General features: G+C 40.6%; 11 protein-coding genes. 1 reads left to right on the top strand and 10 read right to left on the bottom strand.

All coding sequences use genetic code 11. The features are described from left to right. Positions 1 to 120 precede the first annotated feature (120 nt). Positions 121 to 1,089, top strand: a complete 969-nt coding sequence (locus IGI92_RS12005; protein ID WP_008380931.1) for an AraC family transcriptional regulator — start codon at positions 121 to 123, stop codon at positions 1,087 to 1,089. A 172-nt stretch (positions 1,090 to 1,261) separates the two neighbouring features. Here the strand turns inward: IGI92_RS12005 and IGI92_RS12010 are convergent, their stop codons facing one another. The 10 genes from IGI92_RS12010 to IGI92_RS12055 all read right to left on the bottom strand — a co-directional run bounded on the left by IGI92_RS12010 (position 1,262) and on the right by IGI92_RS12055 (position 15,152). Next, positions 1,262 to 2,116 carry a GRP family sugar transporter gene (locus IGI92_RS12010; RefSeq protein ID WP_301389214.1) on the bottom strand — a complete coding sequence of 285 codons (855 nt, stop codon included), beginning with the start codon at positions 2,114 to 2,116 and terminating at the stop codon, positions 1,262 to 1,264. Positions 2,117 to 2,219: 103 nt separating this feature from the next. Further along, complete coding sequence (locus tag IGI92_RS12015; RefSeq protein WP_139960534.1) at positions 2,220 to 4,805, bottom strand: glycoside hydrolase family 38 C-terminal domain-containing protein; 2,586 nt, start codon at positions 4,803 to 4,805, stop codon at positions 2,220 to 2,222. A gap of 2 nt (positions 4,806 to 4,807) precedes the next feature. Next, positions 4,808 to 5,944 carry a PTS fructose transporter subunit IIC gene (locus IGI92_RS12020; protein WP_082741519.1) on the bottom strand — a complete coding sequence of 379 codons (1,137 nt, stop codon included), beginning with the start codon at positions 5,942 to 5,944 and terminating at the stop codon, positions 4,808 to 4,810. Continuing rightward, positions 5,934 to 6,251 (bottom strand): PTS fructose transporter subunit IIB, encoded by a 318-nt coding sequence (locus IGI92_RS12025; RefSeq protein ID WP_005234408.1) that lies wholly within the window; start codon positions 6,249 to 6,251, stop codon positions 5,934 to 5,936. Before IGI92_RS12025 ends, IGI92_RS12020 begins: the two co-directional genes overlap by 11 nt. Before the next feature lie 23 nt (positions 6,252 to 6,274). Next, positions 6,275 to 6,724, bottom strand: a complete 450-nt coding sequence (locus tag IGI92_RS12030) for a PTS sugar transporter subunit IIA (protein WP_005234407.1) — start codon at positions 6,722 to 6,724, stop codon at positions 6,275 to 6,277. 1 nt (position 6,725) lies between these two features. After that, positions 6,726 to 8,630, bottom strand: a complete 1,905-nt coding sequence (locus IGI92_RS12035; protein WP_061053126.1) for a BglG family transcription antiterminator — start codon at positions 8,628 to 8,630, stop codon at positions 6,726 to 6,728. Between the two features lie 303 nt (positions 8,631 to 8,933). Continuing rightward, the gene (locus tag IGI92_RS12040; RefSeq protein WP_301389213.1) at positions 8,934 to 10,763 is read right to left on the bottom strand and encodes a lantibiotic ABC transporter permease; all 1,830 of its coding nucleotides are present in this window, start codon (positions 10,761 to 10,763) and stop codon (positions 8,934 to 8,936) included. Beyond that, positions 10,738 to 12,993 (bottom strand): glycosyltransferase family 2 protein, encoded by a 2,256-nt coding sequence (locus IGI92_RS12045; protein ID WP_301389212.1) that lies wholly within the window; start codon positions 12,991 to 12,993, stop codon positions 10,738 to 10,740. The genes IGI92_RS12040 and IGI92_RS12045 overlap by 26 nt, the downstream gene beginning before the upstream one ends. Before the next feature lie 5 nt (positions 12,994 to 12,998). Further along, positions 12,999 to 14,039 (bottom strand): bifunctional glycosyltransferase family 2/GtrA family protein, encoded by a 1,041-nt coding sequence (locus IGI92_RS12050; RefSeq protein WP_086332616.1) that lies wholly within the window; start codon positions 14,037 to 14,039, stop codon positions 12,999 to 13,001. A 60-nt stretch (positions 14,040 to 14,099) separates the two neighbouring features. Next, entirely contained in the window at positions 14,100 to 15,152 is a 1,053-nt protein-coding gene (locus tag IGI92_RS12055; protein WP_016612596.1) for a GGDEF domain-containing protein, read from the bottom strand. Positions 15,153 to 15,451: the final 299 nt, after the last annotated feature.

Consider the following 15,451-nt stretch of genomic DNA (forward strand, 5'->3'; position numbering starts at 1 on the left):
TTTAAAATCATAATAAATACGCTTTCAAATGTATCATAAGCAATTCTGCAGATTGAAACAATGTCATCTTCTTTGCAGATAATTATCACATTTTTAGATTTACGAAAGGAGGAGATCATAATGACAACCGAAGAAATGGAAAAAAAGCTTTTTCAGTTATCTGAGCGGGAATGCTATCACAGAGACCATCCAAACCACCTTTCTGACTATTATCAACAGCTGGAAAAAGTGATGATCAATGGCCGACAAGTTTACTTATTCGATAATCTGATGGAAGAACAAGAAAACTTTACTCTGTTAAAGCAAAGCCGCTTCAGTCCAGTTCCTTATCATAACCACAGTTTTATCGAATTAAATTATATCTACTCAGGAACATGCACCCAATTGATCGATGATCAGAAAGTTACGCTGACAAAAGGACAAATTTGTCTGATTGATACCGGAATTCCCCATTCGATTGAAATGACTGGTGAAGACGATGTTTTGATCAATCTTTTGATCAAGCGGGATTATTTCGCTCAATTGATTAGTCGAGAACAGTTTAATGAAGGGGTCGTGCTTGATTTTGTTCTGACTGCATTGTCAGACAAGCACGCGCATGACCAATATATTGTCTTTAAGAACAATAAAGATGATCGGATCCATGCTGTGATTCAAGAAATGCTGAAAGAAACTTATGAAAAAGCCATTGGTAGTAAACGAATCATCAGCAATCTAATAGCCATTCTTTTCACTTTTCTCGTACGTGAGTTCGACTATCAGACCAACAAGCAAGAAGCGGCAAAAAAACAGCACATTCTAGCGATCTTGACCTATATCGAAGAGAACTTCCAAACGGTTACTTTGCCAAAACTCGCCACCCTTTTTAACTATTCTCCTTCCTATTTAAGTGCATTGATCAAACGAGAAACTAGTAAAAATTTGACCGAATTGATTATCGAAAAGAAATTGAATCTCGCCCACAACTTAATTGCTTCCTCCACCAAACCAATCACCCAATGTGCGGCTGAAGCAGGTTTCACCAATATCACTTTTTTCTATAAAAAATACAAATTGTATTATGGGCATACGCCAAAAAAGAAAAAATGATTCTATGTCGCTACTTGCTTAAATAAAAAAATGTGGCATAAGTTAAATATTCATGTTCTAAACAAAAAAAAGAGTGGTTACCCACTCTTTGATTTTTAAGATAAGTTCTTTATTGGTTAAACTGTTATCTGCTACTTTAATGATCACTAACTAAAATTGCTCAGGTGCAAAGTTATTTCAACCAACTCATCCCTAATACACCAACAATATAGAGCAAGCTACCAAGAGCTACAAATTGCTTTTCTCTGCCAACTTTTTGTTCCTTTAAGAGGACAATACTTCCATAAGTAGCAACAAGTAAGCTCATTTGAGAAAATGAATAGGTTACGCCTACACCTAAAGAAGACGATACAGCGAATAACGAAGTATTCGCGATAACCCATGTGCTACCAGTACCTAAATTGTGGATTATTTTGCGGAAACGCAACTGTTGCTTACTTTTCAAGGAAATTACGCTTCCCCCGAGAAACATCCCTACTGCCTGAGGCAAGAAAATCTGTGCGCCACTTATCTGAAACAGACCAGTGACTGTCACATATAGCATCAAAAAAGCTGAAGAACAACATAGATAAAGAAGTACTTGCTGTGTTAAGCCTGTTTGCTGATGAGTTGTCTTAGTTACAAGGAAAACACCAGTTAGAATGACTCCTAATGCCATGATTGAGAAAATTACAGTCGTTAAATCTGTCCATTCTTTGAGAAAGAAGCCAGATGCTAATGTAACAAATAATAATTGGGTCCCGACGGAGACGGGCATTACTTTAGAAACCTCCGCTTTCTCCAAAGCGAGAAATTGGAAGTATTGTCCGCAAGCCCAAAAAAACCCAGATAATAAACTGATGAAAAATGGCACCATGGCATAACTCACTTGATTCAAGAAACCAAATACACTACCGAAAATCAAGGCTGCGATTGTTGTTCCTAGCAGTTGTTCCTCTGATTTTCCTCCCATCAATTTAGCGACGATTGGCATTAAGCCCCATCCTAGTGCAGGCAGTGAGGCAAGCAATAAAAGTTGTACGGACATAAAAACTCCTTCTAAATATTGTAAAAAAGCGAGAACACAAAATCTTGTAGAGGAAAACGTTACAGAAGCAATTCCTTCTCGACAAATTTTGTGTTCTTTATTCCTAGTTTTTAGTTAATAAATAGGTTGCTACTCCATAAGCGTGGATGATATGATCCGCTTCAAGCGGTTCTTCTAAGGCATTGATTCGCTGATATTCGTACCCATTAAATAATCTTTTGGGCTCAAGAGGACGTTCTTTGTTCGTTGAATTGACGAAACGGACAACGATTCCCTCAGAGTAATACGCATTATGGAGCGCACTGACTCCCACACCTGGTTCTAAGCTGCAAGACAACAAAGAAAGAGACATGTCGGTCAGAGATAATGGATCAATGCGCTTTTGAATTTTATTGTCTATACGATAAATAAAGTAATTCAAATCTTGCAATTGATAAGAAATCGATGGCTGTTCTTTAACAGTTTTCCAAGTAGCCAACAACTCTTCAGAAATAGCTGTTGATGCGACCCTTAGGGAAAAATCGAAGACCATCTCATAGTTTTCCATTTGAGCAAGAGGTGTTTCCATCATAATATGTCCCTTTTTGGTTGTATCGCCAGAAGCACGACCTGGTCGATACAACAAATCTGGTTTTCCTAGAGAGTCGGTTGTAGCTAGTACTGTTACATATAAGGAGTCATCGATATATTCATACTCTTTGCTCTGCTCGCTATAAAAAACGAGGGCGTTCTCTTGATCATAAACAACCACTTGTTTTTCAAATGGTTCAATATTGACAGGTTTTTCTGCATATTTTTCTTGCCAATTTTCCAGTGTTTGATTTCTTTTTTCAAGATAGCCAAATTGAATGGCCGCAACCGCTCTTTCTATCGGCTTGTTTAATCGAGCTTTCACTCGAATCCGATGATTTAAAAGCGTATTTTTAAAACGTAGCTTTGCGTTTACCTCACCATTTTTTGTCAGTTGGAGGGTCAATGTATAAGCGAATGTTTTGGTGGCGATTCCTTTCATCCGTTCTTCGATCGTATACGGTAGCTGTAAACTTCCTTCCAAAGCCAATGTTTCTTGCTTCCCTTTGCAGCTGGCAAAACGAAGCGTTATCGGTTGATCATTCAAAATAGGCGAATAGTCATACGTATCACCGGCATTACTATCATCGATGATCGACAAGAAATCCACGATCTGTTGTTTTCCATCTGAATAAATCAGATGGCCGTCTTCAAAGGAAAGCATGTATTTTCCATTTCTAATCCATGTGTTTTGATCTAAAGACGAATCGGGAGTTGTCTCTTGCTCTTCAAATGTAAGGACTTGATAACCAAGGCCTGAAAAGGCACAGGTCACTTGAACGGTTAACAGATAATACCCCTCTTCTTCAATAAAACGGTTGCCAGCCGGAGTTTCTTCCATAATATTTTTCCTGCTTGGGATATACACTGCTTCAAGTACAGATGAATCAGCTCCAATAACCTTGATATTGTTGGTTCTGGATACGATCTTAACTAATTTCTCTCCTTGAAATGGCACTGGTGTTGGATGAAGAATCAGAAATTGGTTGGCTTGTAAAGCGAGTCCTTCACTGATTCTTTTTAAAATCAAATTTTCAATGCTCTCACAAATCTCACTGATTTCTTTTACCCGATGACTGATATCTTGTGCAACACTATCTGATACACAGCCTGCCAAACTATCATGGGCTTGACATTCAAATAACTTTTTCCATGCTTTCATTAGCAAGCGATTGCTTAATTCGATCCCTAAATCTTTCGCAATAACTAACATTGGTTCAATTTCTAAAACTAATTTGTTTTCTAATCGAAAAATCTCACGTTTCAGATCCATTCGTACAGAACCAATCGTTTTGTGAACCCGTGCAAAAACCGGTGCACGAAACTCTCCTTGATAAACTTCCAGTTCTTTTTGACGGACGATCTCCATAAATGCTGGATAGGTGCTCAATTGATACTTGTATTTTCCAAGCTGATTGATTTTCGTTAGTTTTTCTTCTATGGCAGAAACAATGCCTAACTGATCATTTCCAGTTGGAATCAAGATTTCAGGTTCATTCGCGTAGCTCTTAATAAAATCAACACCTCTATCGAGTCTGCCATCTACATAACTGCTCGTTGGCTCCAATTGCTGCTGTGCACCATATCCTTGAGGAAAATTCACCGCATACAGTGAACCTCGCCCACTTAAACTCGTCCATTTAAAGTAAGGGGATTTGACCTGTTCCCCTAAATCGATGCCTCGCCAAAAGATAATGTTATCAAGTCCAACTTCGTTCAATATGGTTGGCATTTGAGCATTAAAACCAAATGTATCTGGCAAATAGCCGATCGGCATATAGCTGCCATATTTTTTGCTATCAAATATACCAATCATGGCATTTCGAATGATGGACTCACCAGAAGCGAAAAAGGCATCTGTTTGGGTGTACCAAGGACCGATGAACAATTGACCATTGGCGATCAACTCTTTGACCTCAGTCAAGCGCTCAGGATAGAGTTCTAAGTAATCGTCCAGAATAGACAGTTGTCCATCTAGCACGAAAGAAGCAGTCGGTTGCCTCTTTAGTTCTTTTAGTACATCACTAAATAATTGGTCACTCAAAACGACACAGTCCATCGAAGTAAAATACCATTCACGATCCCAATGGGTGTGGTTTACTATGTGTACATTTGTCATAGCTATGCTTCCCACTGCTCTTCCCAAGCCGCTTCGTCAAACTCTTCCATCGTGGCATCTGTTTCTTTCCCCGCATCTTTTGAACGTAGGAAGCTTGTACAAATCGCAATGAATAATGAGCCAGTAGCAATCGATAAAACATACAGTGGCCATTTTTCTACGGTGAACCAACCATAAAAACCAGAGATTGGCGCTGTATTGACCGCTCCTAGACCTACAGCCATTGCAGAACCAATCGCTGAACCAATCATATTCACTGGGATCACTTTTAGTGGATTTTCCACCGCAAATGGGATCGCTCCTTCTGAAATACCTACTAGTCCCATAATGATCGACGATTTTCCTGCTTCTTTTAGTTCGTTATTGTATTTATTCTTTGCAAAAACAGTCGCTAATCCTAAACCAATTGGCGGAATGATAATCGCCACTTGTGCTGCAGTGTTTGGTGCATAAACGTTACTTGTCAATAAAGCCATCGCGGTTGTCACAGCTGCCTTATTTACTGGCCCTCCAAGATCAAATCCAACCATTGCCCCTACAACTGCCGCCATCACGACCGCATTTCCGCCACTCAATCCGTTCAACCATGACTCTAAGCCCACATTGATAGCTGCAAATGGTGTACCGATCACATAGTTCACAAGTAGGACAGTGACTAAAGTACCTAAAACAGGAACTAAGAACACTGGAACTACCGATGCCATCGATTTTGGCAGTTTGATATGGTTTTTGATCCACAAGCAGATGTACCCAGCGATCAACCCTGAAACAATTGCGCCTAAGAAGCCTGCGTTAATGTCTTTTACTAACATACCTCCAACAAGACCAGGGGCAATCCCTAGCTTATCGGAAATCGAATAAGCAATAAATGCCGATATTACGGGAAACATCAGTCCTAACGCAATGCCACCGAATCCATCTAAACTATGGAGTAATCGGATAATCGTATTCGCACTTTCTCCATGAGAGGCGTCCCAAATATCAACAATCCCAAATATTGATCCACCTACTCGAGAAATCGCCATGATAACTGCTCCGGCAATCACTAGAGGAATCATATAAGATATTCCTGTTAAAACATGATTTTTCATTTCACTTGCCAACTTTTTCATCTGATTTTCCTCCTCTTTATTGATCAATCAGCTTTAATGCATCTTCAATTACTTTTTCTGCGTTTTTTATAGGGGCTGCTACCGGGACTTTGAGAATCATTTTGCCATTGAAACGCTCCTCATTTCTCACTTTCGTATCAACGGCAAAAATCACGACTTCCCCAATTTGACAATCCCGCTCGTTCAATTCATTTTCGATACCTGTTGCTCCTTGTGTCTCAACCTTGATTAAATCGCCACGTTTCGCTGCTGCTTTTTTTAGCGCCTGTGCCGCCATAAAGGTATGAGCAACTCCTGTGGCACACGCCGTTACTGCAATAATTTTTCTCTTCATTCGTCTTTCCCCTTTTCTCCATTTTATTCGCTTAATAATTTCGCGATAATCTCTTTATCTGTTTCGCTTTTCAGCGCTTCTGTGATGTCTTCATCCATCAATTTCATGGCAATTTCTGATAAAATCCGTAAATGGGTGTCTCCTTGATGTTCTTCAGGAATAGCAAGCATAATCACAACCGTTACCGGTTCATCATCTAAAGATTGCCATTCTAATGGTGCCTTTAACCGAGCAAAAACGATTGCGGGTTCAGAAACTGCACGACTTTTTCCATGAGGGATAGCTATATTATTGCCTATTCCTGTGGTCGAGTGATCTTCTCTTTCCATGACTGATTGAACATACTCATTTTCGGATTGAACGATTCCTTCAATTACTAATATTTTTGCTAATTGACGGACCACTTCTTCTTTAGTGGTTGCCTCTAGACCAAGAACAATATGTTCAAAAGGTAGTAGTGTTTCTATATTCATTTTATGTTCCCCCTTGTAAATACTTTTTTAATTCATCTTTCGTCCCTTTAAGGAGGAAGGTTCGTTCATCTGATTCCATCACATTAAGCATCGTGTCATAGATTTCCTCAAGGTCTTGTACAGTTTCATCCTTGATACAGATGAAAAAGACATATTTCACCTTTGTTTCTCCCCAGTGGATCTCATTATTAAGACGTAAAAATACAATCGCTGATTTTTTCACGTATTCTGGCGTCCCATGAGGCGTTGCGAATCGTCCAAAAGAAGTAAAGGAAAGCTGTTCCCTTTTTAGGGAAGAATCAATCATTTCCTCGATCACATACCCACGAGTAACCAACTGCTCTCCAATAAATGTAATCACCTCTTGATAATTTTCAAAATGATGATCTAAAAAAATCAAGTCCTCGTGAATCAGTTTCGCAAACTGACTGAAAGAACCATTTTGCTTTTCTTCGACATTTTTTAAAAAGGTTTCTATTTTTCGCTGCTCATCTTTATTCAGTACAGGTGAAACATTGATTGTTGGAATCGAATCGATTTTTAAATCCACTGTCGATAAAATCAAGTCCTCATAAATATTGGTCTGAATCAACTCTTGAATAGAAAGAATTCTGGAAATATCGATTTGCTCATAATTTCTCCGAATGCGAGCAGCTAATAGTTGTGAAGTGCCTTTCCCACTGCTACAAACTAATAAGACACTCACTTTCTGCGGTTGTTTTTCTTCTCGCTGTTCTTTCATCACTTGGATGTGTACGGCCAGAAAAGCAACCTCATCTTCGGGGATCGAAATCGAAAACTGCCAATTTAAGGCATGAGCTAATCGAAGCGCTTCCTCAAAAGACAAAGGGAAATTCTTCTTCACATCATTTAGAAACGGGTTATGAATGACTAATCCTTTTTGAATGCGATAAATAGCTTCTTTGATATGTGATACCAATCCTAACAAAAGACTTTCATTGCGTAGGGAGATCGTCTCATGAATCAATTTTCGTATCGTTTCATCAAGCAAATCATCGGAGTCATTCTTCTTCATCAACGAATCCCCATAGATATGAAGCGAAATATAATGAACTTCCGAAACTGGCAACGACAGAGAAAACGTTTCTTCTATTGATGCGATAAATCGATAAAAAGCTCTATTCTCCATCAAAGGATGGCTTCTTTCTTCGAAAGTCAGATAATTCTTCTCTTTGACCCGATCAATCATGATGATTAGATGAAGCAATAGTGAGTGATAGGCAGCATCATTAAGCGTAATTTGTTCTTTTTTCAAATACTCTTGTAAGAGCGTATCAACTAAAGAAATTTTTGTCAGGTCAATAAAATCATTAACAAACTGAGGAATTCCTTGAATCGAATGCAAATAGCGTTGCTGCTCTTGTGTTATTTTCCAATTTCCACCCCAGAAATAGTAGATCAAATCAAATGCTAAACGACGTTTTTCTTGTTCTGACAAATTCAAAAAGGAACCCTTCCCCGGTAAAACTTCAATCGTAACGTTAAAATGACGAAAGATCTCGCTTACCTGCCCCATGTCATTTTCTAAAGTTGATTTACTGATGTAGAGTGCATCTTGCAGTTGTTGACGCGTAAAATACGTTTTTTGTTTCAGTATTTCAAAGCAAAGAAACTGAATACGATCTTTTTTGCTCGTCGGTAAGTTTGATTCCTCGTTCCCATCAAGATACTTTAGAATTTCAGCTGAATCGCCATCAAGAAATACACCTACTCTAGGTTTGCGAACAAGCCTTATTGCTGTTTCCTGCAAAAATTCATCAATTCTCTTTAGCGATTGCGAAACTGTCTTTTGCGAAAGCGACATATGCAACCCAATTTTAGCAACCGTTGTTGGTCCATTCTCTAAGAGATATCGAATAATTGCTTTTTCCCGTTCACTGATCATGAAACTTTCACCTCGTCTACATTTCTAATGGTAGCTTTTTCTCAAAAAAATGAAAACACTTACTTTTACTGCATTGATTACAGTAAATCATAGGCACTGAAAATATTGCGCCGTTTTTTTATTCATGTGTACCCTTTCGTTTAATCCAGATTATTTACATATCTTTTGGTATTTTCATAGTATAGAGGATATTACTCAGTGGGAACAGAAAAAAAATACCAATGAACAAACGATACGTCTGTTTCATTGGTATTTTAACTTTTGATTCTCTAATAACGAGACACGCTTGAGCAATTCCTTCCCTTAACGCCCCAAAATCTCCGCCACCGAATATACGCCTGGGGCAAAGGTCTTGCCTGTTAGCTTCTTCGTCATGGCATTAAAGGTATAGTGCTCTTCTAAGACGACGACTTCATCGTATTGTTTTAGTAGCGTTCGAAAATCTGCATCTGATAAGAGGAAATTCTCTCGGCCATCGACATTGGGTGAAAACAAGTAATATTTGCCGACATAGCCAACTAAGTAGCTATCTACTGCTTCTTTGTTAGTACTGACCACCAAATATTTTTTCTCGTTTAGGTCAAAGTGATCGCCAGTAACGGCTGAAACTTGTGCTGGAATCGAAGCAGCATATTCACGATTGGTATAACGCATGCCATTATTTTCTGAAAGGATCAGCAATGTCGCAAAAAATAACAGAATCAAGGTGCTGTACTGATAGATTTTTTTCGTGGTCAAGCTGGCAAAACTACGGTAGTTTCGCCGGTCGATTGCTTGTTCATGATACAAATGATCAATGCCTCGGACCATGAAAAAGGTCATTAAGCCAAGTGCTAAAATCACGATGCTTGAGGCATAGCGATCGAACCCTGCCAAAGACAGTGCTTCATCAGTGGGCATCGAGAACAAGAACATGGCATAGATTCCTAAATAATATCCCACAATGATACCATCGATCAACAGCAGTTCTTTTAAAAATGGATTGCGTTTTTTCATGATAAATCGGACAAATAGCCAACTGCCCAACAGGATGACCTGGATCAAGAGAATCCCTTGCGTGGAGATCGTCGCAATATCCGTGATGGTTTTGACAAAAACATCCGTAATCTGCTGCAGTATCTGCGAATCCTTTTCACCAAAAATCTGTTTATAAGCGGTCACGCTGACTTCATGCTTCGATTTTGGAAAATTCGCTTTGACATGCAAGTTCCAAAGAATCGCCGGCAGGACAGATAGCCCAATGGTAGCTAACCCTACAATCATCAATCCTAGTCGTTGTCGCCAACGAATCGAAGCTTGCCATAAGCAGACTAGTAAATAGCCGCCTAAAATCAGCAGAAAAAAGACGGCGCTATTTTTGACCAAATCAAGAGAGGCACCAATCAAAAGAAAGTAGCTGATTGAAGGCAGCACTTTGCCTTTTAAGGAAAATAACCCGGCGATGCCTGCCAAAGTTAAAACGGGAAGAATGAAGTCTACCAGCAAATTATTCATTCGAATCGCAATATTAAAATAATTGAATACGGCCATGCTGGTGAAGACCAAGACAAAAGCCAGCTTTCTTTTCGGATCACGAATAATCGCAAAAAAACTATACAGACTACAGAAAATCAAAATCAATTGACCAATCAGCAAGACATTCTCATGATAGCCAACGATGATCGCTGTATAAGTAACAAATAGCGAGCTGCCTAAAGGATAGGAAGTAAAACTGATGATGGCATCGGCTGCCGTTGGCAATTGTCCCTGCGTATAAAGGAATTTAACGATCGTCGCCCAATGGGAGAAGTTGTCATAGTGGGTCAAATGACTGTGAAGCAATGTTAAAACGAACAAAGCAAAATAGCCGTAAAACCACAGCATGATGGGCTCTTGCAAGCCCCAATGCACCTGATAGCGCTCCTGCCAAAAACGCCAAACGCATAATAGTAAGCCAAGACCAAATAAAACCCAGGCCCCCCAGAACAACCATCCTTTGGGACCATATGCGACAAAGGAAAGAACGAGGATCGGCAAACAGCAAGCAGCGATCCAGCTGATGTGTTTAGGAAAATGGCAAACTCGTACAAAAAGATAGGCATAGCCAGCTAATGATAAACCAAATAGACTAAATCGCAGCAGGATCTCGATCATCGTCTGCCTCCTTTCTCAGCAAGCTGTCTACCCATTCTTGGAGGGCTACTGTGGAACGCAGCTCTGAAAGATTGCTTACTTGATATATCACTTGATTTTCTTTTGGCTGAAGCGTCGCTTTTTCAGCGTGAAGCACAAGATTACTGATCGGTAAGTTTAGATGGACCGGCATCTCGACCTCCTCTGTTTTTGCCAACGTGAACTGATCAAAACCAAATATTGTGACCGCATAGGTTCCTTCATCAAAGTGCCATTTTTGATCAATGGTCAGTATGGGCACTCGTTGAGGCGGCAATGGCTTTTGTTTGGCTTGCAGCAGATGCTTACCGAGATTTTCAAAAAGACTGTCAAAGAAGGTCATCCACGGATCCCGCAGAACCGGCAGGCTTTGATTGAAGCCATCATAAATGATCTGCAGATAGGCTAAGTAATCTTTTTCTGTCAACTGGTTTAAAGCAACGCCATAGACCCAACGATCCTTGCCTGAAAAGACGCGGACAATATTTCCAGTCATCTCTGCTTGGTAGCCATTACGGGTGATTTTAAAAGTCAGCGGCGCATCTGGCGGAAAATAAAGAGGAACGTCAGAAACGAAGGACAAGCCATTTTCTGAGATATTTTCTGTCATCAAAGAATAGCTGGCGTCTTGGTCGGAAACTTCAACAGGATAATGGGCTCTGAACCGTTCCGTCGTTCGATAAATCGGACGACCGAGATAAAATAAGACCGCAAAGGTTAAGTTAAAGAAATGGGTCAGCAGCCAAAAGGTCAACACACTGCCGTAGAAAATCTCTGAGCCGAATTTGCCGTAATTAAACTTCACTAAGCCGATAATCGTCAAAATCAACAGCAACAAATGCGGCACCACAAACAACAAGTCTTTTTTAGACTGAGTTGCTGCTTTATTAGTCACCTTGAAGCGGGTCTCTTTGATGCCAATGGCTTGCAAAAAGACAGGAATCACTAGGTAAGGTGCAAAAATCGTTTCCTGGATCTCGCCCCAACGCTGCGTTCGAATATCACTGCTCAAATCCTGCATCGCCAAATGCAAGAACGTATAGCTTGGCAGCCAAAACAGCAGCAAGACCCAAAAGTTTGTCTCTACGACCCTTACATTAAAGACGGTGTACAAAATCGGCGCGAAAATAAATAGTAGCCGTCGTAGAAACGACCACCAATACAAATAGCTGTTTAAGAAAACCATTTTTTGCGCCAAAGACAACGTCTTATTCTTAAAAAGATGGAGATTGTGGACACTTTGGACCACTCCTCTTCCCCAGCGAATCCGCTGCTTTAAGGCACTTGGGATATCAATTGGAGACAGACCGCTGGCCATTGGCTGCAGTGTTGATAAACTGCGATAACCTTGGCAATTGATCAAGGCGCCTAATTCAAAATCTTCCGTGATCGTGTCCGTCGGAAATCCGCCAGCGGCTTCGATCGCTTCTCGTGCAATCACCGTATTAGAACCTGTATAAATAGCGGTATCATGGGCGTTGTTCAAAACATTGACTTCTCTGGAAAAGAAGTCCTGCTCGTTAGGGATCGCCGCTTCTGAAAAAAGATTGTACTGAAAAAGATCCGCGTTGTAAAAACTTTGCGGTGTTTGAACAAAGCCCAACGGTTTGATGGTCTGGTCATTGCGGCGTTCCTGCTGATTTGCCACAAAATATGGCACTGTTTCCAGCAAAAAATCTGAGTAAGGAATCATATCTGCATCAAAGGTCGCCACTAGCGGCGAATTGGTTTTTGATAATGCATGATTGAGATTGCCTGACTTGGCATGCTGATTGCCGATCAATCCGATATAGCCGATGCCAAATTTATCTGCCAGTGCTTTGACCTCTGGACGGTTGGTGTCATCTGACAAATAGATGTGAACTTTTTTGGGATCGGGGTATTTCATATGAACTGCCGCATTGACCGTTTTTAATAAAAGCGGCACTTCTTCATTATGAGTAGCAATCAACACATCGATCGCCGGATAGTCGGCTTCTGGCACGACCGGTTTTTCAAAGGGCTTTGCTTTGTTTTTGTTCCAAATCAACAGCAAGCCCGTAAAGTTCGATACGATCTCACTGCCCCAAAGCAGCAAACCAAACAGCAAGGCAAACCAAGACTCGTGCCATGGCAATGTATACAGCCCCCGCCATGATAAATAGATCAGCGAAAAGACAAACGCCAGAAAGTAAACGACTTTTTTCGCCCAAGGCAAACGTTTTTGTTCCATCTCAATCACTCCTTAAAGATGACATTTTTTTGCACATGGTAACTAAAGAAAAAGAGCAGGCAATCGACGCCTATTTTTAACAACACAGAATCTCCGATCGGTAGGATCAAATAAATCAGGTAGACGAGAAAAGAGGACAGCAAAATCTGTACGATCACCAATAAAAAATACTGCAGCATACTGTTCTTTGTCCGTTGACCAAAAACAAGCTCGCGATTGATGTAGTAATTGACGATCGCCGAAATCAATCGGGCACCCAACGAAGCGATCACGATGGAGGACAGATTGATGACAGACAAGAAATGGATCAATAACGCATAAGCGATCACATCGACAAAAAAGGAGACCACAGATGAAAACAAATACTTCAAAAAGACGCTATAGATAGCGACGGAATCTGCCAAGACCCGAAAATGGGAAGAGGCATTTTCTTCAATATAGATGGTGGCGATCGGTTGCGAGAGAATCGGCCACCCCCGTTTCTGGGCTTCGATCAGCATCCGCGTTTCATATTCAAAGCGCTCACCTGAGATCGCCAACAAATCTGTCATGAATTTCCGAGGGAAAACCCTTAAGCCCGTCTGCGAATCCTCGATGGCAAGACCAGTCGCTAAACGTAGGATATTTCGGGTCAAAATGTTGCCGAACTTACTCCGCAAAGGCACTTCTTTGCCAAAGGATCGGGTCCCTAAAATAATACTGTCCGGATGGGCTTGGGCCTTTGCTAAGCAAGCCATCATATCGGTATACTCATGTTGGCCGTCCGAATCAATGGTCACCATAAATTCAACAGCTGGCTGGTTTGTCAGCACTTCAATGAGAGCGGTTTTGATGGCTGCGCCTTTTCCCTGATTCTTTGGATGGGTCAAAACCTGACAACCAAACTTCTGTTCCAATGCCGAAAAGACGGGCTGATAAGCTGCCCCACTGCCATCATCCACGACCAAAATCGGCAGGTGCTGGTTATGCAAACGAATTTTCTCCACCAGAGCCAGCAGTTTGTGGTCCGGTTCTAGCGAAGGAATCATGATTAAACTATTTTCCATATGCGCCCCTCATTTAAGGTAGTATTTTTGAAAATAAAAAAAGAAAAGAAGCCAACCCCATCAGTAAAGACAGAGTTGGTCGCGACCGCTGCGCTTGGCTCGATACAATGCTTGATCGGCACGTTCTTGCGTTTGCTGTAGCAACTCACCCCTTTGCCGTTGTGCGATCCCAATCGACAACGTGATGCTGACCGAATCACCGGCATCCAAGATGATTTCTTGGTAACGGATGCGCTTTTGAATTTTTTCAAGGAGATAAGCAGCAGCCTGTGCGTCTCCTTGGATCAAGATCGCAAACTCTTCCCCACCGATGCGATAGACCGGATTGCTCGCCGTACAGTAGGTCGAAAAAATACGAGCGATTTCTTGCAAAATCACATCCCCGGCACGGTGTCCGTAACGGTCATTGTAATTTTTGAAATGATCGATATCGATCAAAGCGATCGATAAGTCCACATCGGTCGTATCTAGGCGTTGGCGGTCATCTTGAAACTTACGGAAGTTATTCAACTGCGTAAGATCATCGATTTTGACCAATGCCAAAATGCGCTGCATATCATTTACTATCGAGTAAAGGAAAAACGCCAACGTATAGGCGAGAATGCCATAAACTATATAAATTAGGGTCGTTTTTTGAATATCACCCGTCAAATAAAAACCAAAAAGAAAGGAGATAGCGATCAAGTAGGTTATTGATAGGAACAACTCTTGTTTGTCAGTAAATCGCCGTTTGGCCCAGGCATGCAGAAATGTCAGTGTCACCATCAAAAAAAACGTAAGATATAAGTTCAGCCAAGAAGATTTTGATACTTCAAACAAGAAACGCCCTAACGCTAGATTGACCATCGTCGGTACGGTCACCTTCCACCCCAGATATTTCATGGAAAAAGCGTAAAGTAAAAAGCGCAGGTCAAATCGCGTTTCGTATACGACGTAAGAGAAATTCATCATCAGCATCCCCACCACGGTTTCACAAGCAATCGCCGCTGCGATCTGTTTCGCTTTGAATGTCCCTTGACCTACGAAGCCATCACTGATTTTGAATAACAAATAAATATTGATGATAATTGCGCCTAAATTTGCGAGTGTATTGACAACCAGCGTATTTGCCATTTCCTGTGCTTCCTTTCTAAAAAAAAGAACCCTTACTTGCTGATTCGACGGGACAATTCCAGAGACATTTCATTGGAAAAGCGGACAAAGCATCAAGTAAGGATCACTATTTATTATTGACAGTTTTTATCACTCTTGATTTAGAATAATTTACCAGAAATTATACATAGTTTCAATCTTTTTGTTGATATGCGAAGATTCTCAAGATAAATAAAATAATCAAAATGTATATTTTGTAAATAAATAACATTATTTCTTTATTATTACTAACTTTTTGTGCATAAAAATTTAATTCTTTG

It is taken from the genome of Enterococcus sp. DIV2379 (assembly GCF_050542965.1).
GTDB classification, from domain to species: Bacteria; Bacillota; Bacilli; order Lactobacillales; family Enterococcaceae; genus Enterococcus_D; species Enterococcus_D entomosocium.